The sequence below is a fragment of the Bacteroides clarus genome (assembly GCF_015555825.1).
GTDB lineage: Bacteria > Bacteroidota > Bacteroidia > Bacteroidales > Bacteroidaceae > Bacteroides > Bacteroides clarus.
Genome location: NZ_JADNLF010000005.1, coordinates 1 through 24,923, shown reverse-complemented (window position 1 = coordinate 24,923; position 24,923 = coordinate 1). Strand labels below are relative to the sequence as shown.

At 39.8% G+C, this 24,923-nt stretch carries 21 protein-coding genes, 2 tRNA genes and 3 pseudogenes; 15 read left to right on the top strand and 11 right to left on the bottom strand.

The window, feature by feature from the left end:
- Nucleotide 1 precedes the first annotated feature (1 nt).
- The 3 genes from I2F54_RS07040 to ribD form a co-directional block, all read right to left on the bottom strand.
- On the bottom strand, nt 2-736 hold the full coding sequence (locus I2F54_RS07040; RefSeq protein ID WP_009121867.1) for an isoprenyl transferase: 735 nt from the start codon (nt 734-736) through the stop codon (nt 2-4).
- 79 nt (nt 737-815) lie between these two features.
- On the bottom strand, nt 816-2,159 hold the full coding sequence (locus I2F54_RS07035) for a DUF6242 domain-containing protein (protein WP_195500856.1): 1,344 nt from the start codon (nt 2,157-2,159) through the stop codon (nt 816-818).
- Between the two features lie 136 nt (nt 2,160-2,295).
- Complete coding sequence (ribD, locus tag I2F54_RS07030) at nt 2,296-3,339, bottom strand: bifunctional diaminohydroxyphosphoribosylaminopyrimidine deaminase/5-amino-6-(5-phosphoribosylamino)uracil reductase RibD (RefSeq protein WP_195500855.1); 1,044 nt, start codon at nt 3,337-3,339, stop codon at nt 2,296-2,298.
- A gap of 55 nt (nt 3,340-3,394) precedes the next feature.
- Here ribD and prmC point away from each other — a divergent pair, with 55 nt between their 5' ends.
- The 7 genes from prmC (at nt 3,395) to I2F54_RS06995 (ending at nt 7,631) form a co-directional block, all read left to right on the top strand.
- Entirely contained in the window at nt 3,395-4,231 is an 837-nt protein-coding gene (gene prmC, locus I2F54_RS07025; RefSeq protein ID WP_195500854.1) for a peptide chain release factor N(5)-glutamine methyltransferase, read from the top strand.
- Nucleotides 4,228-4,707, top strand: a complete 480-nt coding sequence (locus tag I2F54_RS07020; RefSeq protein ID WP_009121871.1) for a regulatory protein RecX — start codon at nt 4,228-4,230, stop codon at nt 4,705-4,707. The genes prmC and I2F54_RS07020 overlap by 4 nt, the downstream gene beginning before the upstream one ends.
- A gap of 80 nt (nt 4,708-4,787) precedes the next feature.
- Entirely contained in the window at nt 4,788-5,426 is a 639-nt protein-coding gene (gene pyrE / locus I2F54_RS07015) for an orotate phosphoribosyltransferase (protein WP_009121872.1), read from the top strand.
- A gap of 94 nt (nt 5,427-5,520) precedes the next feature.
- Entirely contained in the window at nt 5,521-5,931 is a 411-nt protein-coding gene (locus I2F54_RS07010; RefSeq protein WP_009121873.1) for an SRPBCC family protein, read from the top strand.
- A gap of 12 nt (nt 5,932-5,943) precedes the next feature.
- On the top strand, nt 5,944-7,284 hold the full coding sequence (gene argH, locus I2F54_RS07005) for an argininosuccinate lyase (protein WP_022218784.1): 1,341 nt from the start codon (nt 5,944-5,946) through the stop codon (nt 7,282-7,284).
- A gap of 175 nt (nt 7,285-7,459) precedes the next feature.
- A tRNA-Gly gene (locus tag I2F54_RS07000) sits at nt 7,460-7,532 on the top strand.
- A gap of 15 nt (nt 7,533-7,547) precedes the next feature.
- Nucleotides 7,548-7,631: transfer RNA gene (locus I2F54_RS06995), tRNA-Leu, on the top strand.
- 82 nt (nt 7,632-7,713) lie between these two features.
- Here the strand turns inward: I2F54_RS06995 and I2F54_RS06990 are convergent.
- The 3 genes and pseudogenes from I2F54_RS06990 to I2F54_RS06985 form a co-directional block, all read right to left on the bottom strand.
- Nucleotides 7,714-8,684, bottom strand: a pseudogene (locus tag I2F54_RS06990) (ISAon1 family transposase).
- Nucleotides 8,650-9,035: pseudogene (locus I2F54_RS16185) on the bottom strand (ISAon1 family transposase N-terminal region protein). The pseudogenes I2F54_RS06990 and I2F54_RS16185 overlap by 35 nt, the downstream one beginning before the upstream one ends.
- Nucleotides 9,036-9,257: 222 nt before the next feature.
- Entirely contained in the window at nt 9,258-10,322 is a 1,065-nt protein-coding gene (locus tag I2F54_RS06985; RefSeq protein WP_087426669.1) for a substrate-binding domain-containing protein, read from the bottom strand.
- Between the two features lie 176 nt (nt 10,323-10,498).
- Between I2F54_RS06985 and I2F54_RS06980 the strand changes: the two genes are divergently transcribed.
- The 8 genes and pseudogenes from I2F54_RS06980 to I2F54_RS06945 all read left to right on the top strand — a co-directional run bounded on the left by I2F54_RS06980 (nt 10,499) and on the right by I2F54_RS06945 (nt 19,924).
- Nucleotides 10,499-11,680, top strand: a complete 1,182-nt coding sequence (locus I2F54_RS06980) for a Gfo/Idh/MocA family protein (protein ID WP_087426668.1) — start codon at nt 10,499-10,501, stop codon at nt 11,678-11,680.
- Between the two features lie 10 nt (nt 11,681-11,690).
- A complete protein-coding gene (locus I2F54_RS06975; protein ID WP_087426667.1) occupies nt 11,691-13,163 on the top strand; it encodes a divalent metal cation transporter in 1,473 nt (490 codons plus the stop codon).
- Nucleotides 13,164-13,167: 4 nt separating this feature from the next.
- Nucleotides 13,168-14,004, top strand: a complete 837-nt coding sequence (locus I2F54_RS06970; RefSeq protein ID WP_195500853.1) for a sugar phosphate isomerase/epimerase family protein — start codon at nt 13,168-13,170, stop codon at nt 14,002-14,004.
- Nucleotides 13,995-14,939, top strand: coding sequence for a sugar phosphate isomerase/epimerase family protein (locus tag I2F54_RS06965; RefSeq protein ID WP_195500852.1), 945 nt, complete (start codon nt 13,995-13,997; stop codon nt 14,937-14,939). Before I2F54_RS06970 ends, I2F54_RS06965 begins: the two co-directional genes overlap by 10 nt.
- 39 nt (nt 14,940-14,978) lie before the next feature.
- Nucleotides 14,979-15,977, top strand: coding sequence for a sugar phosphate isomerase/epimerase family protein (locus I2F54_RS06960; protein WP_229097150.1), 999 nt, complete (start codon nt 14,979-14,981; stop codon nt 15,975-15,977).
- Between the two features lie 17 nt (nt 15,978-15,994).
- Complete coding sequence (locus tag I2F54_RS06955) at nt 15,995-16,951, top strand: VOC family protein (RefSeq protein ID WP_087426664.1); 957 nt, start codon at nt 15,995-15,997, stop codon at nt 16,949-16,951.
- Nucleotides 16,952-16,962: 11 nt separating this feature from the next.
- Nucleotides 16,963-18,582, top strand: coding sequence for a 3-keto-disaccharide hydrolase (locus tag I2F54_RS06950; protein WP_195500851.1), 1,620 nt, complete (start codon nt 16,963-16,965; stop codon nt 18,580-18,582).
- A 135-nt stretch (nt 18,583-18,717) separates the two neighbouring features.
- Nucleotides 18,718-19,924, top strand: a pseudogene (locus I2F54_RS06945) (IS256 family transposase).
- A 142-nt stretch (nt 19,925-20,066) separates the two neighbouring features.
- Here I2F54_RS06945 and I2F54_RS06940 read toward each other — a convergent pair.
- From I2F54_RS06940 to I2F54_RS06920, 5 genes are all read right to left on the bottom strand, one after another.
- On the bottom strand, nt 20,067-20,837 hold the full coding sequence (locus tag I2F54_RS06940) for a 3-ketoacyl-ACP reductase (protein WP_087426662.1): 771 nt from the start codon (nt 20,835-20,837) through the stop codon (nt 20,067-20,069).
- A 10-nt stretch (nt 20,838-20,847) separates the two neighbouring features.
- The gene (locus tag I2F54_RS06935; protein ID WP_087426661.1) at nt 20,848-22,002 is read right to left on the bottom strand and encodes an oxidoreductase; all 1,155 of its coding nucleotides are present in this window, start codon (nt 22,000-22,002) and stop codon (nt 20,848-20,850) included.
- Between the two features lie 12 nt (nt 22,003-22,014).
- Complete coding sequence (locus I2F54_RS06930) at nt 22,015-23,376, bottom strand: glycosyl hydrolase (protein ID WP_087426660.1); 1,362 nt, start codon at nt 23,374-23,376, stop codon at nt 22,015-22,017.
- Nucleotide 23,377: 1 nt separating this feature from the next.
- Complete coding sequence (locus I2F54_RS06925) at nt 23,378-24,580, bottom strand: alginate lyase family protein (protein WP_087426659.1); 1,203 nt, start codon at nt 24,578-24,580, stop codon at nt 23,378-23,380.
- 199 nt (nt 24,581-24,779) lie between these two features.
- Nucleotides 24,780-24,923 (bottom strand): mannonate dehydratase (locus I2F54_RS06920; RefSeq protein WP_195500850.1); only part of this gene is annotated, 144 nt, incomplete at its 5' end.

Genomic DNA, 24,923 nt, shown 5'->3' with positions numbered 1-24,923 from the left:
GTCAACTGATTTGTTCACTGGTTTTTCCGAACCTGCGTTCACGCTTCTGATAGTCATAAATGGCTTTGTAAAGTTCCTCTTCACGAAAGTCCGGCCAATAGGTGTCGCAGAAATAAAGCTCCGAGTAAGCGCATTGCCAAAGCAGGTAATTGCTTAGACGAACTTCTCCGCCCGTACGTATCAACAGATCGGGATCGGGCATAAAGCTGGTGGTAAGATGCTGGGATACCAGATTGCTGTCTATCTGTCCGGGAGTTAATTCGCCTTTGTGTATTAGAGTTGCAATTTGGCGGGTCGCTTCCGTTATTTCCCAACGGGATGAGTAACTGATAGCCAGTACCAGAGACATTCCTGTGTTGTTGACGGTATGCGCGACACACGTTTCCAGGCGTTCCCGCACGTTGGCGGGCAACTTGGTCAGGTCTCCGATGATTCGGAATCTGATATTGTTCTTCATGAAAGTTTCTTCTTCGATAGAATCGAAAAGAAGCGCCATCAATGCAGCGACTTCATTAGAAGGACGATTCCAGTTCTCGGTGGAGAACGTATATAAAGTCAGATATTTGATGCCTAATTTTGACGCTTCTTCTGCAATGATATGCACAGTTTCGGCACCGGCTTGGTGTCCGAAGCTACGCTCTTGTCCACGCAGCTTTGCCCAACGTCCGTTACCGTCCATGATGATTGCCACGTGTTGTGGAATTCGGCTTAAATCAAGTTCTTCTTTATTTAGCATCTTTCTATACTTACATCTCTTGTCTTGGTTACTATTCTCGTTTTATACCTTATATATAAGGGAAACAGAAACAATAAGATTACTGCACTTCGGCCGACATCAGCTTGTTGAGATGGCCGCGCCAAACTGCATTTGTGCTTCCGTCACCGCCGAAGATTACCCAGATATAGGGAGCATTTACTACAATGGAATAGGGGGCGGTTATTTCTGTCATATCTTTGTCTAACAAGAATTTTCTTTGGGTTTTACGCCAGGATATGCCGTCAACGGAAGTGTAAATGGCATCAAGCTTGTTTTCTTCTTTACTGCCGAAGATGTAATAGTTTTCACCGTAGTACATCACAACAGGGTTGGCGAGTTTAGGGCAATATACATTGTAGGCTGTATTATTAAGTGGAACCCAATAGCTACCATTAGAGGAAACCCAAGGAACTGTTTGCTCTGATTGGTCATTGCCGGACTTGCCTACTATCATAACCTGAGGCTGGTAGTTAGACTCGAAGTTGGTGGAATATATGTTTTCAGTAGGAAAGTTTGTACCGCTGAATTCACCAGTCTCTTTAGTAACTCCATCGTCCTTAGTGGTATAAACGCCATTATCGGTAATAACGGTAAGGATATTAGGGAAACTTGCTATCAATGCTTGGACTTTATCCCCAAATTCAGCTTCTTTCTTCCATAATTTTCCGTCTGAAGAAGAGTGTACTGTATTATCAGCAACAATATATAGCTTTTGCCCGTTATCTCCACTGAGGGTTACAAGAGAACTTAATTGGGCATTATTGGGGAAGTTTGTATATGCTTCTGTCGTCCAATTGCAATCGCTTGGATATTTATTGTTTTCATCAGGTTGTATAGCCGTTTTGTATGCTGCATCTTGAGTGAATACCCATAATTCGTTATTGAATAATACTGCCTTTTGACCACTTGTAGGAGCGGGCACAAGTAGAGGAGAACTCATAAGGTTCCATACCAAAGAGTCCGGGTCTTGCTTATGCATTCTGATTTTGAGAGTATACTCGTTTACAGTAACGCCGTCCGGAGCATGTACTTTAAACTTCATTCCGGTTTCATTGTTTACCGCTTTTCTAAGGTCTACCGAATCGGCTTTGTTGAATATCGTGTCGCCGTTGATGTTCATTTCATCTCTCGAAGTAATCCAGCCGCTTACGGTGAATGTATCGATTAATATGCGGTCAATAATCGTATCCGCTCCAATTGGCAATGAATCCTGATTATAGATTTCTCTGCTTAGTTGATCTATCGTGAATTTATAATATTTGCCGTATACGGTGTCGATGCCAAAAGCATGTACCGTTGCATCGGAGCTTAGTTCTACTGTATCGTCAGAGTCAAGGCACGAGCTTATTGCGATTGATACAAAAAGAAAACTCGCGATTATTGCTAAAAACTTTATTCTCATTTGAAAGATAGTGTTTATTTACAAGTTGCAAAAATAGGAACATTTTTTTCTATAAACAGCTTTATCGGCAAGTTTTATATAAAATTATAGATAATATGGCTGTTTTTCTCGATAAAAATGCCCTTGAATAAGGCTGTTAGCTTAATCTTGCAGCGGTGTAATGTCGAAAACTTCTACCGAAATATTGTTCGTTGGCATAAGGTATTTTATCGCCTATTTCAGGTGCTTTAACACCGGAAAACAGCATTGAAGGGCTCTCTTCAACAAACGCTTCATCCCACAATCCCGCATCGATGAAAGACTGTAACAGGACGTTCCCGCCTTCAACTAATAGCGATTGCAGTCCTTGCGCATACAAATACTCCATGATTTGTGGCAATATATTCTGCCGGAAGTCAATGGGAAGGTATTCAATGTTGGATTGTGGAGAATGCGGTTTCTCCGTGAATACGAGCGTACGGACATTGCCATCGAATAAATGTAGCTCGGGGGAGAGCTTTTGCTTTCTGTCTATAACGATTCGTACGGGCGACCGTCCCTGCCAATTGCGTACCGTCAGACCGGGGTTGTCCAGTTCGGCTGTACGTGTGCCTACCATAATGGCGCTATGTTCCGCCCGCTTTTTGTGTACCAGCATGGAAGTCAATGGATTGGATAAGATAACCGGTTTTCCGCCTTCCCGGAAGTTGTCGATGTATCTATCGGTGGATTCCGCCCATTTCAGCGTAATATATGGACGATGCAAGGTATGAAATGTAATAAAGCGGCGGATTAAATTTCTACATTCCTGTTCCAGCACCCCGACGGTGACTTCCCGCCCCGCATCTTTCAGCTTTTGGATTCCTCGCCCTGCTACTTTGGCAAACGGGTCTTGGCAGCCTATCACGATGCGAGGAATTTGCTTCTCTATGATGAGGTCGGCGCAAGGCGGCGTTTTTCCATAATGGGAGCAAGGCTCCAGGCTGACGTAGATTGTGGAGCGCTTCAGCAGTGAAGGCTCTTTGACAGAGCGGATTGCATTGACCTCGGCATGCGCTTCACCGCAACGTACATGATATCCTTCACCGATAATTTTTCCGTCGCATACGACTACTGCACCCACCATCGGGTTGGGGGCAGCATTGCATAATCCGTTTTGAGCCAGTTGAATGCAGCGGCGCATATATTTTTCTTCTTCCATACTTTGTATTACTCTTAAACTTCCACTATTTTTGCAGCTCGAAATGCCGAACGTTATGAATATTTCCGTTGCTCATATTCGCCGTACTTTGCAGGAGAGTTACTCTGCACAAGAAGCTGCCAATCTATCCCGCATTGTCTGTTGCGAAATACTGGGACAGACGGCGGTTGATTATTATCTGGGCAAAGATATAATTTTATCCCCAAAAGAGATGCAGGATTTGGATGGCATTCTCGCTCGTTTGCATAATTTTGAACCGATACAGTATATACAGGGAACCGCCCGCTTTTTGGAACGTTCCTATCACGTGGCTCCCGGCGTGCTGATTCCCCGTCCGGAAACGGAGGAATTGGTGGAAACGATGTTAAAGGAGATTGCGTCCGATGCCCGTGTTCTTGATATAGGAACGGGGAGCGGATGTATCGCGGTCTCTCTTTCCAAAGCCTTTCCGGATGCGAAAGTAACAGCCTGGGATATTTCGGATGAAGCTTTGAATATTGCCCGACGAAATAACGATATGCTCGGAGGAAATGTACGCTTTCTCCGGCAAAACGTACTGACCTATACACCGGGAGACAGAGAATGTTATGATGTCATTGTCAGTAATCCGCCATATGTCACAGAGTCGGAGAAGCAAACGATGGAGCGCAATGTGCTGGACTGGGAACCTTTTTCGGCATTGTTTGTTCCGGATAACGATCCATTGCTTTTTTACCGGCGGATAGCGGAATTGGGCAAGACGATGCTTGCGCCCGGCGGCCGGTTGTATTTTGAAATAAACCGGGCTTACGGAGAAGCTACGGCGACGATGCTTTGTGAGCAGGGATATACCAATCTACGGGTTCTAAAAGATATTTCCGGAAATGACCGAATTGTAATCGCAGAACGATGATAGAAATTACAGAAACAGATGCTTTAAGCCGCCTGGCCGCTTATTGTTCTACTGCAGAGCATTGCCGTGCGGAAGTAACGGAGAAATTGCAGCGTTGGGGTATTTCTTATGACGCCATAGACCGTATCATCAACCGTTTGGAACAGGAAAAATACATTGATGAGGAACGCTTTTGCCGCGCCTTTATCCATGATAAGTACCGTTTTGCCAAATGGGGAAAAATAAAGATAGGGCAGGCGCTCCAATTAAAGAAAATCCCCCAAAGAGTTTTCTTTCAGTACCTGAATGAGATTGACGAAGATGAATATCTTGCCGTTCTGAATGATTTACTGGCGGCCAAGCGCAAGAGCGTTCACGCGGAAAATGAGTTCGAGCTGAATAATAAGTTGGTACGTTTCGCTCTGAGCCGGGGATTCGAAATGAAGGATATTCGTCATTGCATTACGCTTTCTGATGAAAATGATGATTTGGAGTAAAAATTATCCGTATTCTTTTTTTTATTCTCGTTAGCTTTCTGTATTTTTGCGGCATATTTATCATAATAGTTAGTTTAGCTATGAAAACTTTAGAAAGATTGTTTGCAGAGAAGTTGCTGAAGATTAAAGCGATTAAACTACAACCCGCTAATCCATTTACTTGGGCATCAGGATGGAAATCCCCGTTTTACTGTGATAACCGTAAAACTCTTTCATATCCTTCTCTCCGTAATTTCGTGAAGTTGGAAATTACGCGTCTGATTCTGGAACGTTTCGGTCAGGTTGATGCTATTGCCGGTGTTGCTACGGGAGCTATTCCTCAGGGAGCATTGGTGGCTGATGCATTGAACCTGCCATTTGTATATGTACGCTCTACTCCGAAAGACCATGGTTTGGAGAACTTGATAGAAGGCGAACTTCGTCCGGGCATGAAAGTGGTAGTGGTGGAAGATTTGATTTCTACCGGTGGAAGCAGCTTAAAAGCCGTTGAAGCTATCCGTCGTGACGGATGCGAAGTAATCGGTATGGTTGCCGCTTACACTTACGGATTCCCCATCGCGGAAAAAGCATTCAAGGATGCTAAAGTTCCTTTGGTGACACTGACCAATTATGAAGCTGTTATGGAAGTCGCTCTTCGTACAGGCTACATTGAAGAAGAAGATGTGGCTACGCTGAACGAATGGCGTAAAGACCCTGCGCATTGGGAAGCCGGAAAATAAGACTTATTTTATATAATGATAGATTATGACGAAAGAGCCATTCGGATAGATACTGTCCGGATAGTTCTTTTTGTCTTTTAAAGACCATTGGATTATGACAAAATTTGAGAGTGCGGTGAAGGTAATACCTGCTTCGCAAAATGCTGTTTATGAGAAGCTTTCAGACCTTAGCAATTTGGATAAGGTAAAAGACCGCCTACCGCAGGACAAGGTGAAGAATTTGAGTTTTGATGCGGAAACGCTGTCGATAGAAGTACCTCCGGTTGGGAAAATCGTATTGCAGATTGTGGAGAAAGAACCTTGTAAATGTATCAAGTTTGCAACAACAACCTCGCCTCTGCCGTTCAATCTGTGGATACAGATAGTGCCCGTTACAGAAACGGAATGTAAAATGAAACTCACCATCGGTATGGAATTAAATCCGTTTATGAAAACTATGGTGCAGAAACCTTTACAGGAAGGACTGGAGAAAATGGCAGAGACCTTGTCACTGATTAATTACTAATTACTGAATCTTATGGCTCAGAAACTTTGGGAAAAATCCGTTCAGGTAAATAAGGATATAGAGCGTTTTACGGTGGGACGTGACCGTGAGATGGATCTTTACCTGGCAAAGCATGATGTGTTGGGCTCTATGGCACATATCACGATGCTGGAAAGTATCGGCTTGCTGACGAAAGATGAATTGTCCCTGCTGCTCGCGGAATTAAAGAATATCTATGCGGCTGCAGAGAATGGGGAGTTTGTGATAGAAGAGGGGGTGGAAGATGTTCACTCTCAGGTGGAATTGATGCTGACTCGTAAGTTGGGTGATGTGGGAAAGAAAATCCATAGCGGTCGCTCTCGCAACGACCAGGTGCTGCTGGACTTGAAACTCTTTACCCGTACGGAGATAAAGGAAATCGCCGAAGCTGTGGAGCAACTTTTCCATGTGCTCATCATGCAGAGCGAACGTTATAAAAATGTGCTGATGCCGGGCTATACTCATTTGCAGATAGCGATGCCGTCGTCTTTCGGATTGTGGTTTGGCGCTTATGCGGAGAGTCTGGTGGATGATATGCTGTTCTTGCAGGCTGCCTTTAAGTTGTGTAATCGTAATCCGCTGGGCTCTGCCGCCGGATATGGTTCGTCCTTCCCTTTGAATCGTACAATGACTACCCGGCTGTTGGGCTTCGATTCGCTGAATTATAATGTGGTGTATGCCCAAATGGGGCGTGGAAAAATGGAGCGTAATGTAGCTTTTGCTTTGGCAAGCATTGCGGGTACGATTTCCAAGCTGGCGTTTGATGCCTGTATGTTCAATAGCCAGAACTTCGGATTTGTGAAGTTGCCGGATGAGTGCACTACCGGTTCAAGCATTATGCCGCATAAGAAGAATCCGGATGTTTTTGAACTGACACGTGCCAAATGCAATAAGCTTCAGTCGTTGCCCCAGCAGATAATGATGATAGCCAATAATCTGCCTTCCGGATATTTCCGCGACTTGCAGATTATTAAGGAAGTATTCCTGCCTGCTTTTCAGGAGTTGAAGGATTGTTTGCAGATGACGACTTATATAATGAACGAAATCAAAGTGAACGAACATATCCTTGACGACGATAAGTACCTGCTTATTTTTAGTGTGGAAGAGGTGAATCGTCTGGCTCGCGAAGGTATGCCGTTCCGTGATGCTTATAAGAAAGTCGGTTTGGACATTGAAGCCGGTAAGTTCTCTCATGGCAAAGAGGTACATCATACGCATGAAGGCAGTATAGGTAATCTGTGCAATGATGAAATCTCCGGTTTGATGCGGAAAGTTGTAGATGGCTTTAATTTTGAGACAATGGAACAGGCCGAGAAAGTATTGCTCGGTCGGTAATCGTAGAGAATTAACTTATTGTGACGTACGATGTTAACTTCCTCTGCTCAGGATGTTAACTAATCAATGACAGTTCGGTTAACATCGTACACGCTACTTAGTTAACTTTTTTCCGGTGAAAAGTTTGGCTGTAACGGGGAAACTATTTATCTTTGCATCCGTTCTCCGGAAACCTGCGGAAATAGCTCAGTTGGTAGAGCATAACCTTGCCAAGGTTAGGGTCGCGAGTTCGAGTCTCGTTTTCCGCTCTCCTTTTTAAGGATGCTCGAATGGTGGAATGGTAGACACGAAGGACTTAAAATCCTTTGGCCATTGCGGCTGTGCGGGTTCAAGTCCCGCTTCGAGTACAAATGTTTTATAAAAGCTCTGTAAATCAATGATTTGCGGAGCTTTTTCTTTTCCAGCAGGTATATTATGGGCAGTAGAAATTTAGTGGGGATATCCATATATTTTTGCCATTCTAAACAGAAAGAACTTTTTGTCTGCCACTCCATGTGAATTTGCTCTAAAGAGTTTAATCTTTGCGTTGAAAGACTTTGCTGCGGAGTTTGATGCCCTTAGTATAAGTTTAGAATGTTATCATGGTGCTCGTAGAATGTAGCCGCAATGACATTGAACGACTTTATCCTTGACTCATCCACTTTATTATGCCATCGAGTCATGCTTAGCCTTGCAGCGTCCTTAATGGTGTTTTTGGCGAATATGATTCTTAAGGAATGTGACAGTCCATAAGCCATTTGGGTATCAGGATATTCCTTAAACAGTATTTTTTGTTTTTCCGTCCACTTTTCCGCGGATTAAACAAGAGGTATCTGCTTCTGGCGAGCACTTCCTGGTGGGTGTTTCCGTTTGGGAAACGGTAAGGCGTATATGATTGTCCCGCTTGTTTGCATTCCTTCATTTCTCTGTTGTAAGGCATTCCAACGATGGGTTACGCGGATTTCCTATACAGCATCACAAGCGAGTTTCTGTATATGAAAACGGCCTATGACACGTTTGGCTTTTGGAAAGGTAATGGTGACAATTCTGTACATGGAATCGGCCAGGTCAAGGGGCACTTTCGCCATAGCTTTACAGGCTTTCCCGTCTATTTGTTTGAGTACCTGTATGACATCCACCGATTTGGTTCCTGCGACAGCTGCCACAAGGCTTTCTTTACGGGTATGAAGGTCACGGTTGGTGTTGGTGGCAGAAGTGTATAATTCTCCATTAGACAGAGACGACTCATTTATAGCCAAATGCAGATCGATGTTCTCCGAGAATAAAATCCATTCATCCGCATACTCCAACTATTCCTAATGCCTGTCACTAAGTGTTCCCTAGTACTGTTTCTCGAAAGTATGTCCATTTATATGGTAGAATTCCTCAGGCGTACGGTAGATCACTAGGGACGTTTCCATACGTTTCTTTTAAAAAAACACCAAATTCCTTGGAGTAACGGGTATCTTTACAAACGTCATCAAGGTTAATAGGGATACTGAAACTCTTGCTTGTGCGCGTATCGGTCCAGCGACGGAGGCGGAGCTTTAGGAGATCTTATGGTCATGAATGGGAAAGTCTGTGACGCTTACTGTTTTCATGAAGCCCTTGGATTCGAAGTACGCATCATTGGATAATGTAGGATTCATCTGTTCTTCAAGATGAATATGTATTTCTGTTGAGATCTGTTCTACGCCGGTAACTGAGAAGTAGTTGAGTATTTCAGAAGGAAACACGAACTGAGCCAACACCTCCAATTGATTTGTTACCATAAGGTAAAGGTCGGAATTTCGGGCGAGAATAGGAAACTGTAATCCTCACTAAATTTCTACTGTCCCAGAATAGATTATGTGCATATATATAATAAATATTAGTTTGTGTAGAGGGGAATTAATGTAAAAAGAAATAAAGCCCCTTTATGGATAATAGGAATTTGTAAATTGTTGGTATTCAATTTTAGGAATCCATCTTGTATGGCCGTCGTAATTTATCTATTATATATTGAACTTTTTATATAAAGTTGCATTTTCTTTAACGAAGATATCTAAAGGCATATAATTACTTTGGCTTGTGATCTTTTTCCCGAAAACTAAATATTGTATTAGCGTTTTGATTGCCATATATGCTTGTTGATCAGGTCTTTGTCCGACTAAAAAGTCAATATATCCTTCATTTAAAGCTTTTGCATTTTTTTCAGTTAGATCTATACCGACAAATTTTATATTATGAATTTTATGCTTTTTAAAATAGTTAGTGATAACATGTCCTCTTGAGTTAAATATGACTGCGCCTTTTATGTTGTGGTTGGTAATAAAAAAATCTTCTAATAATTTTTCATTTAAATCATTATCTTGAGCGGAATAATTGATACGGATTAGTTTATTTTGTAAGTTGTGTTCGGTGTAGTAAGCCATGAATCCTGCTTTTCTTAAAATAGTGGTATTGGCACTCTCGTCTCCTATTCGGATAGCTTGTAAAAGGGCTATATCTGCGTCTTTAGGGGTGATTTGTGTTATTAGTTTGGCGATAAGATATCCGCAAGTGTGTGGATCTGCTGTATAAAAGGCTAAAGGTAATACACCTTCTATGGTTGAATCTATAAATACATAAGGGATGTTTTTATCAGATAATTGTTCTACAAGATAGATAGTTTCATCTCTAAATGTAGGCCCTATGATTACAGCGTCAGGGTTTTGTTGGATAACTTGTTCGAATGTGTTTCGACATGAAAATAAGTCAAAGTGGTTGTAATAACAAAATTCACATTGAATATCTACTGCGGAATAATTTTTTAGGGCTTTGTCTATTCCTGCTTCAACGAAAGACCAATATTCTCCAGTTGTAGATTTTGGGATGGTTATTATGAATTTATACTTCTTACGAAGTGATATTGCTGAAATATGTATATTGGGGGTATAATTCATTTTTTTTAAGGCTGCTTCTATTTTTATTCTTTTGTCCTCGGCTACATGCCCCCGGTTGTGTAAAACACGGTCTACTGTTCCAGCGGAAACACCTGCTATATCAGCAATGTCTTTGATTCTTATTTTTTTAGCCATATTCAACAGTGCTTTATTTTTTTATGCCTACAAATATAGTGTATAATATGTGATGTTGTGAATTAAAATAAAAAAAATACATGTTTTTTATATAATTTGTTGTGTCTTTCAAAAATATAAAATACATTTGTGGACGTACACAATAATAAACGTTTAATCAATAATAAAATATAAAAATGGAAAAGAAGATTCTAAGATCAGGTTTTGTAGGTTCTGGGTTTGCTGCTCGTTTTCATTATGATGCTTTGCAGCATGTATTTAGTACAAAGATAGAGGTGGCAGGTGTGTTTTCTGTTGCTCGTCAAGAAGCAGAAGATTTTGCTAATCAAAGAAATATGGTAGTTTTTGATACGATGGATGAGTTAATTGATGCATCGGATGTAATTCATGTGTGCACACCTCCTGTAACTCATGAGGAAATTGTTATTGCTGCTCTTGCAAAGAACAAGAATGTGATAGTAGAAAAACCGTTTACCGGTTATTTTGGAGATGGAACAAAAGAATTTAGTGGGAAAACATTTTCTCGTGAAGAGGGGCTAAAACACACAGTAGAAAGTGTAAAAAGAATGTTGGATGCAGAAAAAAATAGTGAAGGGCGTATTATGTATGCTGAGAATTGGGTATATGCTCCTCCTGTTCAGAAAGAACGTGAAATTATCGAAAAATCGAAAGCTCAAATATTATGGATGAATGGAGAACAGTCACACTCAGGTTCACATTCATTAGCTTATGGTGAATGGCGCTTTTCTGGTGGTGGGTCTTTAATAGGGAAAGGATGTCATCCATTGACAGCTGTGATTTATTTTAAACATGTAGAAGGAAGAACTCGTTTTGGTATGCCTATTCGTCCCAAAACTGTTTCTGCACGTGTGCATTCTATAACTCGTTTGCCAAATTTTGATGATCAAGGATATTTGAAAACTCATTATAAAGATGTAGAGGATTTTGGTATTATTCATATTGAGTTTGAAGATGGAACAATTGCTGACATTGTAGCAAATGAGCTTAGTTTAGGGGGTACTAATAATTGGATTCGTGTAAATGCAAACAATCATCGTACCTTGTGTAATATGAGTCACAATAATACAATGGAAACTTATACGCCAGATGAGAAATTTTATAATGATGTATATGTTGTAGAAAAAACAGAAACCAAACAGGGGTGGTCGCAAATATCTCCTGATGAGGGCTGGTTTTTGGGGTATCAACATGAGCTGAATGCTTTTTATAATGCTGCGGCTTATGGAAGCGAAATAGAAAGTAATAGCAAGTTGGCAGCTGATACAGTGGCTACTTTGTATGCAAGTTATGTTTCTGCCGAAAGAAAGGGTGCGGAAGTAGAGGTATCAATTCTTTAAAAAGTGAATTATGGAAGATAAAAGACGCATATATGAAGCAATGACTAGTGATGAGATTTCTGCTGTCTATAATTCATTGGAAGGAAAGTCTGATTTGGTGAAAAAAGAAGTAGCGGAGTTGCGTGATTTAAAGCATAAGGGCGTTTGGGCACGTACTAAGTGGTATTTTTCGAAATCGGGGCCAGGGTGGATGCAAAGTGCAATGACGCTCGGTGGTGGAAGTGCTATGGCCTCTTTATTTTCAGGTGCTTGTGTTAAGTATCAATTGTTGTGGGTACAGCCGATTGCTATGCTTATTGGGGTTATCATGTTGTCAGCTTTAGCACATCAGACAATGTGTAGGGGGGAAAGGCCTTTTTATGCAATGAAAAAGTATGTAAGTCCGATAGTCGCTTGGGCTTGGGCCATATGTACTTTAGTAGCAACTATGATATGGCATTTTCCGCAATACTCATTGGCTTCGGGAATGACATTGGATTTAGTACAGGCTTTTGGTGGCTTCCAACTCGAAGAAGGTTCATCTGCACAAACATTCGCATTACTTGGTATTGCTGTAGTTGTGCTATGTTTAGCGTGTCGTATTGTATGGAACTACAATAGTGGTAGCAAAGGGATTAAAATTTTTGAGAATATAATTAAAGGTATTGTTTGGTTTATTATTTTCTCATTTGTTATAGTAGTGGTAGTATGTAGCTTCAGTGGAGATGGCATTGATTGGTCTGCAGTAGGAAGAGGCTTTTTGCCTTTCTCAATGGATGGTGGCTTCCATTTAAATATTCCGAATGATACGCAAGGTATTCAGATTTTTATTGCATCGTTAAGTGCAGCTGTGGGTATTAATATGACTTTTCTTTTTGGTTATTCGTTCTTGAAAAAAGGTTGGACGAGAGAATATTCAGGTTTGGCTAAATTTGATATGATTACGGGAATGTTAATACCATATACTATCGCCACTTCATTGATGATTATTGCCGCAGGTGCTACTATCACTTTAGAACCTGGAGAATCTTCTATATCGCCTATTAAAGCAGCCAGTATGTTAGAAGCTGCTGGACTGCCAGCTTTGGTATCACGTTTGATTTTTGGTTTAGGGATTATCGGTATGTCAATCAATGCTATCATTCTTCATATGGTAGTTTGTGGCTTTGCTATTTGTGAAATTTTTAAGTTGCCAGAAGAAGGTTGGAAATATAAATTGGCGACCTTGGTACCTGTCCCAGGAATTTTGGGCGCAATTCTATGGAGTAAAATGGGCACTTGGATTGCTATCCCTACTTCTGCAATAGCATTGATATTGTTGCCTGTTGCATATATTGGCTTTTTCTTATTGAATAATAGTGAAAAATATATGAGTTCGGATATGGTACGTGGTAGCAAACGTTTTTGGTGGAATACAGGGATGATTGCAGCTATTGCTATTACATTGATTAGTGTGGTTTATTATTTAGTTAGGGTGGCACCTACTTATTTTACAAAATTCTGATATTATGATAAATTTAAGCGGATTTGCAGACGAGGTTTATGTGAACTTTGAACAGCAATTAGACTTTTTTCAGTCTGTTGGACTCAATTATATTGAATTGCGTTTTATAGATGGAATGAATGTACTGAATATTTCAAAAGAAAAGTTACTACAAGTTAAACAAATGTTATCGGACAGGGGTATTGGCGTTAGTGCCATTGCTTCTCCGATAGGGAAATATGGTATAAGTCAGCCTTTCAGTCCTCATTTCGATAGATTTAAGCACGCTGTTGACGTAGCTTCTTTCTTAAATACAGAACTGGTCAGAGTATTTAGTTATTATGCGCCTCAAGGAGAAGATATAAATAAGTATAGAGAAGAGGTGATGGAGCGTATGACCATTAAAGCTGAATATTTAAAGGAAAGTAATGTGAGAATGGTACACGAAAACGAGTCACGTATTTTTGGATATAGTGCTGAAAATTGTGTTGATATTGCTCGTTCTGTAAATTCTGATAAACTTTCTTTAGCTTATGATCCTGCAAATTTTGTATGGGGCGGTGATATAGTGAATAATGTAGAAGTGTGTTGGCCGTTAATGAAACCGTATGTAACACATATACATATTAAAGATTGGAAGTTGGGAAGTACAGACATTGGCAGTCTCCCTGGCGAAGGTGATGGGCAGATTGAGCAATTGATAAAAGAGTTAGTGACTTCCAGTTATTCCGGTTTTGTCACTTTGGAGCCTCATATGAGTTCTGGTGGGCAATTTGGTGGAGAAACAACTCCTGAACAGTTGAAAGCTGCATTACAAAATGTAAAAGCATTTTTTTCTAAATATAATGTTGTATGCGTATAGAAACTGATACAAAAATAGAGAGAAGGGTAGAGAATATTCAATCTTTAAAAGAGGTACTTCCAAGATTTGACTTGAGAAAGAACTATAAAATAGAACAGGCACAAGTTGAGGTTGCACTAAATGCTTTCTCTTTCAATGATGAATTGATAGATTATGTAAAGGGGGTGGGGGACGGCTTGTCAGTTTTTGATCTTATTGATTTTTGTGCACTACATGATATTAAGGCGTTGGATTTAACCGCTTACTATTTTGTTGGATATCCGGAAGTTCCTGATGATGAATACCTGTTTGAGATAAAAAAGTATGCTCGTAAAAGGAATGTTTGTCTATCTGGAACGGGTGTGTGGAATGATTTTGCTATTTCTGATCCAGTTAAAAGAGCCTATTTTATTCAGTTAGTGAAGAATTGGATTGAAGCAGCTGCAAAAATGGGTATTGAAGTATTACGGGTATTTTCCGGTACTCCACCAGAAGGGTATGAAGAGAGCTCACGTCCAATGATTATCCGGCAGATAGTGGATTGTTTGAAAATATGCGCGTTACATGCCCAAAAATATGGAGTGATATTAGGTGTACAGCATCATGCGGATATGCTGAGAACAGCGGACGAAACTATCGAATTAATAGAAATGGTTGGGTCGCCATGGGTGGGAGTTATTCTTGATACTGGAAACTTGATGAGCGAGGATCCATATGAAGACATGAATAAGCTTATGCCTTACGTGGTAGGTTGGCAACTAAAAGAAAGTGTGTTTGGCTGGAATTTGACAGAGAAAATCGATTTGGATAAAATAATGCAAATCGTGCTTAAGCATAACTATCGGGGATATTTGCCTGTAGAAACTTTAAACACAGGTACACGTAAATACAATCCTTATGAAATAGTACCTCAATTTATCGCAGAAGTAAGGCAGGCAATCTGTTCGGCCATGTGAGCTTGATGGAGAATATATTATATGTTAATGTAGATATTTATGATAAGAGACAAGCTATTCCTGATGTTAGTTACGTTGTTATTTGTAGCAGGTAATAACTTCGCGCAGGGAGAACGTAAATCAATTAATGTGGCTAAAAACAAAATTCCTGTTGGGGCATCCGTAGAACATTTTAAAAAGTTTGACGTGTCGGAGTCTCGTGTGAAAGTAGCTCTTAATGCCTATTCATTTACTAAGAGTTTAAATGACTATATTAAAGGGCGTACTAGAGATCCGATGACGCTTTTTGATTTAATTGACTTTTGTTCTGCTAATGATATAGAAGCATTGGATGCTACAGGATATTTTTTTGTTGGTTATCCGAACGTTCCTGTTGATGATTATATTTATGAAGTGAAAAGATATGCTTTCCGTAGAGGTGTTGATATCGCTGGTACGGGGGTAACGAATAATTTCGCTAACCCTGATATAGAGGCTCGTCGTAAGGATGTTGAACGGGTTAAAGATTGGATTGATGTAGCCTCAAAATTAGGTGCGCCTGTACTTCGCATATTTTCAGGGCTTGTACCAATAGGGTACGAAGGTAGATGGGATGAAGTGGCTTCATGGATGATTCCCTGTTTTAAAGAAGTGGCTGAATATGGTAAAAGTAAAGGAGTTATAATAGGTGTACAAAATCATGGCGATATGCTTGCTACAGGCGAACAAACAGTAAAGGTATTGGAGGCTGTAAATCATCCCTGGTTTGGCTTGATTTTAGATACAGGTTATTTCCATACGGATAATCCTTATAAAGATATGGAAATGTGTTTGCCTTATGTTATTAATTGGCAAATAAAAGAAAGTGTCAAGGGAAAGGAGAATATGGTTCCTATAGATCTGAAGCGGATTATGAAAATGGTTCGTAAGGTGGGATATTCCGGTTATTTGTCTATTGAAACACTGTCAGTACCTGGGCGGCCCTATGATCCGTACACTTTGGTACCTGAATTTATCAGAAAAGTTCGTGAAGCAATAAAGAATGAATTTAATAATTAAAAAATATAGTGAGTGTTATGAAAACTAAATTTTTTGCATTGATTGGTATACTGTTTAGTATATGTAGTATGGTAAAAGCAGAAGGAGATATTCCTCAACGTCCTCCTATTATAGGTGTTGCTCATATCGGGTTCTACACTAAAGACTTGGATCATACCCGTAGCTATTTGAGAGACTTTATGGGATATGATGAAACTGTAACTTTGGAAAAAGATGGGAAAGTATCATTATCCGTTTTTAAAGTAAACGAAAGGCAATTCATTGAAATTTTTCCTGAGCGCACGGCAAATAGTAGTCGTATATATCATTTTGCTGTTGAAACAACTGATGCAGAAGCCATGAGAGTTTATCTGAAATCAAAGGGATACAAAGTACCCGATCACACCCCTGTTGGAAGAACTGGAAATTATAATTATTTTGTCACCGACCCTAATGGAACTATTTGTGAAATAGTTCAGTATGGAAAGGAAGGTAAAATGGCTGATAGGTGTGGCCTTGATTTGTCCAAAAATAGAATATCCACTCATATGAGTCATGTTGGATTTATGGTACCGGATGTTGACAAAGCATTGTCTTTTTATTGTGATGTATTGGGCTTTAAGGAAGTTTGGCGTGGAGGTGGTAATCCTAAAAAGGTAAGTTGGGTACATCTTCAGGTTCCCGAAGGGTATGAGACTGTGGAATTAATGTTGTATGATGAAAAACCTAGTTGGGAACGTATGGGCTCAATGAATCATATATGCTTGGAAGTTCAGGATATTTATAAGACTAAAGCTATTCTTGATTCGAGACAACAACCGGAAGGTGTGAAAGTTCCTACTCCGCCTAAGGCAGGTATCAATAAAAAACTTCAAATTAATTATTATATGATTGATGGTACAAGAATAGAACTGATGGAAGAACAACCCTATGATGGAATTCTTGCTCCTTCTTCAAAAGGAAAACTAATGAAATATATTGCTAAGGAAAACTAATATCAAAAAAAATGATGAAACAAATAGTATTATTGGTGTTATTGTGTTCTTCCTTGGGAAGTATAAGTGCCAAGGAAGCCCAGTGGACAAATCTCTTTGATGGTAAGACTTTGAATGGGTGGAAAATTCTAGGTGGTAAGGCTACTTTTCGAGTGGAAAGAGGTACTATTATAGGGACCACTTCTAAAGGTGGAGAAAACTACAATACATTTCTTTGTACTGAGAAAGAATATGGAAACTTTAATTTGGAGTTTGAATTTTTATGTGAAGAAGATTTGAATAGCGGTGTAGCTTTTAGATCTATTTTTGCAGATGGATTAGTACGCGGTTATCAGTTTGAAATAGATCCGGATAAAACAAATAAATATGTTGCTTATCCTCATAACTTGGACGAAAAGGGGAGTGTTATTCCTGCAGGAAAAGAACCGAGAAGTTGGACAGGGGGAGTTTATGATGAAAAGCGTCGCGGTTGGTTGAATAATTTGACTGAAAATCCGAAAGCACGTGCTGCTTTTATTCCTGGTAAATGGAATAAAGGGCGTATTGAAGCTCACAAAGATGGTATTCGTACTTATATAAATGGGGTGCTTGCTTCCTCAATGGTTGACTATATGACACCGAATGGGTTTATTGGTCTACAGGTACACTGGTTGAAAAAGTACAAGAAGATGGAAGTGCGTTTTAGGAATATTCGTATTCAAGATTTTGGATTGAACCCAGAAGGCTCAGGCGAAACCCCTGACAGATTTATTGGGGAATGGTTAGATGATAAAATAAATTGCCTAGCTCAGTCTTATATTGATAAATCGACAAAGGAATATAAGTTGAATGTGTCTAAAAAACCTTATGCCAATGTTATACCAGATTATATTTTAGTAGGAACAGTGGATGGGAAAAATATATCATTTTCTAATGAACAAGGATTTACTGCTATTATTGAGAAAGGTTTGTTAAAGATAAAAGGAGAAGGATTGGATTTTTTAGGTAGTCCCGTTATTCGCAAGTCTCCTACTTTAAATATGCCAGCTCCGGAAGGTGCAGAGATATTGTTTGACGGTAATGATTTGAGAGCTTGGGGAGGTTTGAAAAAGAAAGAATGGCTGAAGTGGAGTTTTGATGCAGATCAATCAGTTGAACTTACTCCGGCAGGAAATATTCGTATGATTCCAGGAAATCAGTCTATTATTTCTAAGAAAGATTATGGTGATATTAAGCATTTGCATTTGGAGTTTCGTTTATTAGGTGAGGTGACAAATGGGGGAGTGTATATGCAGAGTCGTTATGAATTTAATATTAAGGATTCATGGGGACAAGGTAAAGGGGCTCCTTGCGGGGCATTTGGAAATCTCGTAAATGCTAAAGAACCGGAGTTTAATTACTCATTACCTCCGATGGTATGGCAGACTATGGATATTCAGTATAAAGCGGCACGCTTTAATGGAAAGGGTGAAAAAATTGCAAATGCTCGTGTGTCTATGAGTTTAAACGGTATGCCCATTTATGAAGATTATGAATTAGATATTATTAAAGGGGCAGCCGGTGGGCGTACTCCTTTAGGACCTGTTGGACCTATCTATCTTCAGGAACATGGTACTGCTTACGAGTTCAGGAATATTTGGGTAATAGAGTAATTTTACCATAAAAGATAGATAAGTTCGGCATTATAAAATATGGCACTATAAAATATTTTGTGTAAATGTAAACTACGGGATTCAGAATGAGTTCCGTAGTTTTTTATTTAATAGCTTTGCAAAATGACGAAGATTATGAAAGAGAAGAATCATGTAGTGCCTGATGAGGTATTAAGTAAGGAGTTCCTTAGTCAGTTCAAAACAGAAGCTGATGTCAGCAAGTTTCTGAAGCAGCTACACGCGCAGGTATTAGAGAAAATGCTTGAAGGTGAGATGGATACTCATCTGGGTTATGAGAAGAATTGGGTTTCCGGTCATAATAGCGGTAATTCCCGTAACGGCAGCTACTCCAAGAAAATCCAAACCGAACACGGTGAAGCGATCATACCTATTCCCCGTGACCGTAACGGCCAATTCGAGCCCATAGTTGTTCCCAAACATTTCCATAGAAAAACTTGTTATCTCCCTATATGCCAAAGGAATGAGCGTGTCTGACATTGAAGAGGAAATGCGTGAAATTTATGAAATAGAACTGTCCACATCAGCCATTTCCATCATAACGAACAAAGTCAATCAAGCTGCTCAGGAATGGCAGAGCCGCCCTTTGGATCCGGTCTATCTCATAGTTTGGATGGACGGTATTGTCTTCAAGGTTCGCGACAGCGGAAAGATCATCAACAAGACTGTTTATCTTTGTGTCGGTCTGAAACAGAACGGCTTGAAGGAAGTTCTTGGCATGTGGGTGGGAAAGTCGGAGAGTTCTTCATTCTGGATGGGTGTCCTGACTGATTTGAAGGCTCGCGGAGTGCAGGACATACTGATTACCTGCACTGACAACCTGAACGGATTTGCCGACACCATACGTACCGTATTTCCTCAGTCTTCCACGCAAATATGTGTCGTACATCAGATTAGGAACTCCTGTAAATATGTCGTTTACAAGGACAAGAAAGAGTTTACGGCCGATATGAAGAACATCTATAACGCGCCCAATAAGGGGGTTGCCGCTACGGAACTGGATAATTAGGAAAAGAAATGGGGTGGAAAGTACCCTTATGCCATCCTCTCATGGAGGAATAACTGGGATGACCTGACTGTTTTCTTCCAGTTCCCATTGGAAATCAGGAAAATAATCTACACTACAAACCTTATTGAAAATCTGAATGGGAAAATAAGAAAGTACACTAAATCAAAGCTTTCATTCCCTTCGGATGATGCTGTGAAGAAAATGGTATACCTTTCTCTGACGGAGATTGAGAAGAAATGGACGATGCCGATTACTAACTGGGGATTGATTATGAACCAATTTATGCTTATTTTTGAAAACAGAATTCAGATATAAGAGAACTTATAACTGAATCCCGTTTACATTTACACAAAATTATGGACAGTGCCCAAAATTGTGGACAGTGCCCTTTATTTATCTAATTTCTGCTACCCTCTTAATTAGTGAGGAGTCACATTGTATTTAAGTACTTTCAGATTTATAATCGTTCAATAGTAAGTCCGCCATCAATGGTCAATACTTGACCAGTGGCATATGGTATTTCTCCTTTAGCAAGAGTGGCAACTGCTTTGGCTACGTCCTCCGGGTATCCCCATCGATTCTCAATGGTAATGCCGTTAGCAAATAATGCATCGTATTTTTCTTTCACTTTGGCTGTCATGTCAGTAGCAATGATGCCAGGTTGTACTTCGTAAACAGGAATGCCATATTCTCCCATGCGTGTGGCAAAAAGTTTAGTCATCATTGAAAGGCCTGCTTTGGCTATACAATATTCTCCTCGATTTATTGAGGCTACATGTGATGATATGGATGAAATAGTGATGATGCACCCTCTATAGTCGGAGACCTCTGAAACTTGGCGTATCATTCGACGGGCAGCTTGTTGTGTCAAGAAATAAGTCCCTTGTAAATTAGTTTGAATAAGTTGCTCGAAGCTTTCTTCGGTAGTTTCTAATAAATCACTACGTACTTTGGGGGCAATGCCACCATTGTTTATGAGGACATTTAACTTCCCGAAATGATTTTCTACACAATCAAGTATATGTTTTCTATCTGTAGAGGAAGATATGTCTCCTTGACAATATATGACATCAGTTCCTATCTTTTTGAGTTCTTCAAGAACAGGTATTATTAGTTGTTCTTCTCTGACTCCGTTAATGGCAAGGTTGAAACCGGCTTTAGCTAATTCTATAGCTATGCCTTTACCTATTCCACGGGTTCCCCCGGTTACTAATGCTACTTGTTTCATACTTTATTTTTTATAAATTCTCTTTCCAATATCTTTTGTAATGTTCGTCAAACATTATACAACCGACATTGATTTGTTTTATCATCATTTTGGAGCATCCGGAGCATGCAGTACAGAAGTTGATACTCTCTCCATACTCCAATTTTTTAGGCATTAATGGGTCTGCCAAGGTCTGTCTACCCCAGCCGACAAAATCGGTATAGTGCTTGCTGAGCATTTCTTCTGCTACCTTAAAAGCATCTTCCCGCAAAATGGAATATGCAGAACCAATGACTTTCATATTGGTATTACTTAAAGTTTGCTTGGCGAATTGTGTATAACGCAGGTGGTGCAAATACATTAGTGCGGCACTTTGAACAGGGCGTGTTAGTGTGGGGGTCTTGGCAGGTATGCCCGCTGATATGTTGACATAATCCATTTTCAGTTTATTTAATAATTGTAACAGAGCTATTTGTTCGCTTAAGTCTTCTATCAGTTCCTCTGGAGCAGAAGTTCCTTCACATCCTCTCATACCTTCGTACATAGAGATTCGGCATCCTATAAGAAAATCATTTCTTTTTCTGTTGGCAGATATTTCTTCAATACCTTCACGCAAGAAACGTGTCCTATTTTCCCAAGAACCACCCCATTTGTCGTTGCGGATATTCATAGGGCGTAATATTTCCGCCCCCAAATAGCCGTGGCAACTTTTGTAATCAATACCGTCAGCTCCTGCTTCTTCGGCCAAACGAGCACATTTTACAAATCCCTCTTTTATTTTTTCTATTTCGTCAGTACTGAGTAAGCGACCTTCTGAAAGTGGAGATATTGCTACTTGTTCTGAAAAATTAGGATTACTTATCGACCCGGAATGAGTTATTTGGAAGAGAATTAAAGCTTCCGGATTGATGAGTTTTATTTCATTTACCAACTTTTTAAATCCGTCCAAATTCTTTTCATTTAATACTAAGGCATTTTTTCTAGCGAGTGAAGTGGGAGTGACGGAAAGTGCTTCTACTATAATTATCCCCCAATTTCCTTCTGCTAGATTCTTATATTTGTTGATAGTGAGTTGAGAAACGCTGCCGCCTTTATCGGCACAATTCCCTTCCATCGGTTGGGCTACAAATCGGTTGCGGGTTATTTTATGCCCGATATTTCCTTTTTCAAATAATTGTTTTATCATGTATATTATAATTTAGTACCCATTAAAAAAAGTATAATAGGTTGAATTATTAATTAGGCGTGTTACATATAGGGCTGCTTCCCTAATATGATAGTCTCCCCACATGGAAGACTCTCCATTAGGGATTTGGGCGTTTTGAGGGATATAGTCCCAGTTATTTGGACGATGGTATATGGAGTGTAACAATAGCCCCTGATGATTGGGATTGCTACTTAGGTAAGGTTCATTAAGTAATGCTTTGAGCACAGTCAATCCGGTTTTAAAATAATAGTCATTGTTTAAATATTTTCCTAAGCGCATCAATCCTTGCGCTCCAATAGCTGCTGCTGATGAGTCTATTGGTTCGAAGGAATTATACGGGTTGGATGGTTCTTGTAGGTAATTTCCTATCTTCCATAAGTTAGGGGCACCAGTGTCCCAATAAGGAATCCCATCTGTAGGAGTATTTTTAATGTAGAAGTCACATACGGCACAGGCTGCTTTTTCCATACTGGATATGATTGTAGTTCGTCCCCCCGTTGATTGAAATTCTTCATCAGGGATAGTGGCAAAAGCTTCTAATTCTTCGGAGAAACCTACCATTGCCCATGCCAATCCGCGTGTCCAAGTTGTGAAGCCCGAGTAACCTTGCTGAGAGTTGGGGCAACGATAATTGCCATCATTGATATTGAAGATAATTTCGTGTGCTGTACGCCCCCATTCATCATAATTATCTCTGCCTTCTCCATAGAAAACAGAATAATGTGCTGTGGTTAGTATATGCTTGCAGGCTCTCTCCAATAGAGATATTCGTATATCTCCTTCGCCTTGTAAATAATGTTTTAACTTGTGTGCCAGCACTAGTATTCTACATGAACGAAGTGTATCGACAAAGAGGGAGTGTGGACCATTAAACGAATAGATGTATCCATTTCCATTGCTGATATCTGTCCAACGTGCTGCTTGTACGCTACCTGATATTTTTATGGCAAGTTTATAAAAATCATATTCCCATTTGTTGTTTTCGATGCGGCCTTCCTGCATGAGGCGTAATAAATTGCCGTAAGTACTGAGGTTGTTGAAACCGTGATCGTGTACTCCGATATGACTTATGTGAGGAGCCATTCTCTCTATTGTGTTTTTTCGTCCTATTTCAAGGAACTCTTGTTCGTCTGTGGCATCGAACTGCAATAGGGCGGAGCCATATTGAAAACCTTGTGTCCACTCAGTCCAGCCTTTTGTGACATATTGCCCTTTTGTAGTATATACAGGGCTGCCTTGTCCATTGTTAAATGATTTTTCGATCGAATATATTTTTTGTGCGGACAAATTCCAAAAATGATTTAAATCACTCTTTAAAGCTTGGGGAGTAAGATTGATATCTGTTTTTATCATGTTAATAAGTATATATCAGCCGTTGATAATCTGTTAATTTGCTAGTATTGAATTTGTAAAACATTTCTTTGTAGATGGTGTTAGATTTCAAAAGAGTACTACGTTGTAGTATCCATGCCAAATTATTCTGTACACTGTTCCACTCTTTGATTTGTTGATAAGGAAATTTACTTTTAGGTTTTCCTAAATATTGACTCATGTACTCAATACTTCCGTTAATGGAGCATTTCTCCCCATTATTTTCATTATACATTTGCTTCCCTGTTTCTCCGGCTAACATACACATATCAAGCATATGCTCGATGTTGTAATTGGAGTAACCGAATCCGGTTTGACGAGCTAGTTCTTTCGGTTGTGAACCATCTTTCTTTACCTGCTTAAAAATTCTTTTGGATAAGAAATTGTTAATAACTTCTTGCGCGAGCTCGTTGCGTCCCGTGAATTGTGCAAATGCCACTACTTGTACATCGTAGGCAATGGCGTGGTTGTTTGTTGCATATCTTTCGGCTATACCTTGTTCACTGGTAAGTATCCAGTCTAAATAGTTATTGAACCATTTTTTTAATCCTTTTAAATCGGTGGTTGTTAGTGATGGAGATGATTGCAGATAAGTCACTCCTGAGAGCATTTTTACCATACCGTAAGTATCAAGTACTCCTTCTGCACGTCCCTTGTTGTTATTATGCCCTGGTACGTATTGTCCGAATTGCATATTAGGGCTCATTTTCGTATCTTCGTTCAAGAACCATACCCGTAATAAATGGACGGCTTTTTGAGCATATTTCTCTTCGTCGCTGTAGTAATACATCAATGCGAGTTTTGCTACTGCATCCATCATGTCTCCCATGCGTTCACGATCTAACTGTTTCCGTTCGGGGTTACTCTGACCGTCTCTACGGATATAAGGTAAACCGTCGGGTTTAGTAGGGTCAGGCCACCAATAGCGTCCTATGCTTATATAATCATGCTTGTTGCCACTTGGCGGAACTAACTTCTTGTCCATTACAGAGTAGGGTGCTCGTTCTATTTCTGCGTCACAAAAATCGCGTAATGCTTTGTATGCCGGTATATATCTCGGTGATTCTTGGGATATTTCATATTTAATTTTCTGAAGTATATTTTTCCCCCATACGTTTGGACCGATAGCTTGTACAAATGCTACGTTTATAAGTATTGCTATAATTGATAGTATAACTTTTTTCATGGTTGCTGTTTTGTATGTTTCAATAGATATTCGGATACGGAATAACTACAAAGAAGTAGTTGGTATAGGATAATATGGCTGAAATATATTTTTGTATGTGGAAATATGTTGTTAAAGGTAAATAGAAATGTCTCTTTCTTTAAAGTGGAAACGGGTAGATTTAGTACTTTTTATCAGCTTGTAAATCTACCCAATATTCCTAATGATTATTGTTATATAATGATTTGGCAATACCCATTTCCAGTCCCCTCAGTTCCGCCAATCCCCTCAGACGACCGATGCAGGAGTAGCCCGGATTGGTTTTCTTCTTCAAATCGTCCACCATCTGATGCCCGTGGTCGGG

Bases quoted from the DNA above. Each gene is read 5' to 3' on its own strand.
- I2F54_RS07040 (WP_009121867.1), bottom strand. From the start codon at position 736: ATGCTAAATAAAGAAGAACTTGATTTAAGCCGAATTCCACAACACGTG.
- I2F54_RS07035 (WP_195500856.1), bottom strand. From the start codon at position 2,159: ATGAGAATAAAGTTTTTAGCAATAATCGCGAGTTTTCTTTTTGTATCA.
- ribD (WP_195500855.1), bottom strand. From the start codon at position 3,339: ATGGAAGAAGAAAAATATATGCGCCGCTGCATTCAACTGGCTCAAAAC.
- prmC (WP_195500854.1), top strand. From the start codon at position 3,395: ATGAATATTTCCGTTGCTCATATTCGCCGTACTTTGCAGGAGAGTTAC.
- I2F54_RS07020 (WP_009121871.1), top strand. From the start codon at position 4,228: ATGATAGAAATTACAGAAACAGATGCTTTAAGCCGCCTGGCCGCTTAT.
- pyrE (WP_009121872.1), top strand. From the start codon at position 4,788: ATGAAAACTTTAGAAAGATTGTTTGCAGAGAAGTTGCTGAAGATTAAA.
- I2F54_RS07010 (WP_009121873.1), top strand. From the start codon at position 5,521: ATGACAAAATTTGAGAGTGCGGTGAAGGTAATACCTGCTTCGCAAAAT.
- argH (WP_022218784.1), top strand. From the start codon at position 5,944: ATGGCTCAGAAACTTTGGGAAAAATCCGTTCAGGTAAATAAGGATATA.
- I2F54_RS06985 (WP_087426669.1), bottom strand. From the start codon at position 10,322: ATGGCTAAAAAAATAAGAATCAAAGACATTGCTGATATAGCAGGTGTT.
- I2F54_RS06980 (WP_087426668.1), top strand. From the start codon at position 10,499: ATGGAAAAGAAGATTCTAAGATCAGGTTTTGTAGGTTCTGGGTTTGCT.
- I2F54_RS06975 (WP_087426667.1), top strand. From the start codon at position 11,691: ATGGAAGATAAAAGACGCATATATGAAGCAATGACTAGTGATGAGATT.
- I2F54_RS06970 (WP_195500853.1), top strand. From the start codon at position 13,168: ATGATAAATTTAAGCGGATTTGCAGACGAGGTTTATGTGAACTTTGAA.
- I2F54_RS06965 (WP_195500852.1), top strand. From the start codon at position 13,995: ATGCGTATAGAAACTGATACAAAAATAGAGAGAAGGGTAGAGAATATT.
- I2F54_RS06960 (WP_229097150.1), top strand. From the start codon at position 14,979: ATGATAAGAGACAAGCTATTCCTGATGTTAGTTACGTTGTTATTTGTA.
- I2F54_RS06955 (WP_087426664.1), top strand. From the start codon at position 15,995: ATGAAAACTAAATTTTTTGCATTGATTGGTATACTGTTTAGTATATGT.
- I2F54_RS06950 (WP_195500851.1), top strand. From the start codon at position 16,963: ATGATGAAACAAATAGTATTATTGGTGTTATTGTGTTCTTCCTTGGGA.
- I2F54_RS06940 (WP_087426662.1), bottom strand. From the start codon at position 20,837: ATGAAACAAGTAGCATTAGTAACCGGGGGAACCCGTGGAATAGGTAAA.
- I2F54_RS06935 (WP_087426661.1), bottom strand. From the start codon at position 22,002: ATGATAAAACAATTATTTGAAAAAGGAAATATCGGGCATAAAATAACC.
- I2F54_RS06930 (WP_087426660.1), bottom strand. From the start codon at position 23,376: ATGATAAAAACAGATATCAATCTTACTCCCCAAGCTTTAAAGAGTGAT.
- I2F54_RS06925 (WP_087426659.1), bottom strand. From the start codon at position 24,580: ATGAAAAAAGTTATACTATCAATTATAGCAATACTTATAAACGTAGCA.